Raw genomic sequence first — 971 nt, forward strand, 5'->3', positions numbered from 1 at the left:
CGCAATTGTTAGCACAGTTTTTAATGGTTGCATCTTTCCCGTTCGAACCCGCAGACTGACCGGGTGATCCGGGGGAACGAATGAATATTGCGCTGATTGGTTTGGGGATGGTTTCGGGCACGCATGTCGCTGCCATTCAGGCATCGGAGCAAGGCCTCAATCTTGCTGGCGTCCTCGGGCGCAATCCTGAAAAAGCAGCTGAGTTCGCGCAGCGAAACGACACTCGCGCGTTCAGCTCGGTCGAGGAAATCGCAAACGACTCAAACGTCGACTTTGCGATCATCGCAACCCCGCCTGATCAGCGTACAGAGTTGGTTCGGGTTCTTTCGACTGCTTCGAAACCGATCCTGATGGAAAAGCCTATCGAAAGAACGCTGGACGCCGCGACAGCCATTGTCGAGCAGTGCGAGGTGTTAGGTGCGCCGCTGGGCATCGTCTTTCAGCACCGCGCCCGCGCCGCCTCGCAGGCACTGAAATCAGCCATTGAACAGGGTGAGTTGGGCACGATCGCCACAGTGGAGATCCGTGTCCCCTGGTGGCGCGATCAGAGCTACTATAACGAGCCGGGTCGAGGCACTTATGCACGCGACGGAGGCGGTGTCATGATCTCGCAGGCGATCCACACGCTTGACCTCACGATGTGGCTGCTGGGGCCGATCTCGGACATTCAGGCTGTAATGAGAAAAACTCCACTACACGATCTCGAGGCCGAGGATTGGGCAGGTGCAGTCTTTGAAATGGATAGCGGCGCGGTGGGAACTTTGATGGCGACTACTGCCGAATACCCTGGGGCCGCTGAAGCTATCACGATCCAGGGCACCCGCGCCAAAGCGCATCTGGAGTCAGGTGTCCTGACCTTGACCGCTTTCAATGGTCAGAAGTCCACGGTTGGCGAAATGTCCGCCACAGGCGGGGGGGCCGATCCCATGGCGTTCACCCATGATTGGCATCAGGCGGTTATCGAGGATTTC

At 57.9% G+C, this 971-nt stretch carries 1 protein-coding gene; it reads left to right on the forward strand.

Annotated features, from left to right (window positions below):
• Positions 1–80: 80 nt before the first annotated feature.
• Positions 81–971: Gfo/Idh/MocA family protein (locus ACR0E6_RS21635; RefSeq protein ID WP_480587188.1), on the forward strand; the 891-nt coding region annotated here is incomplete at its 3' end.

Source organism: Ruegeria sp. AP12 (genome assembly GCF_056540025.1).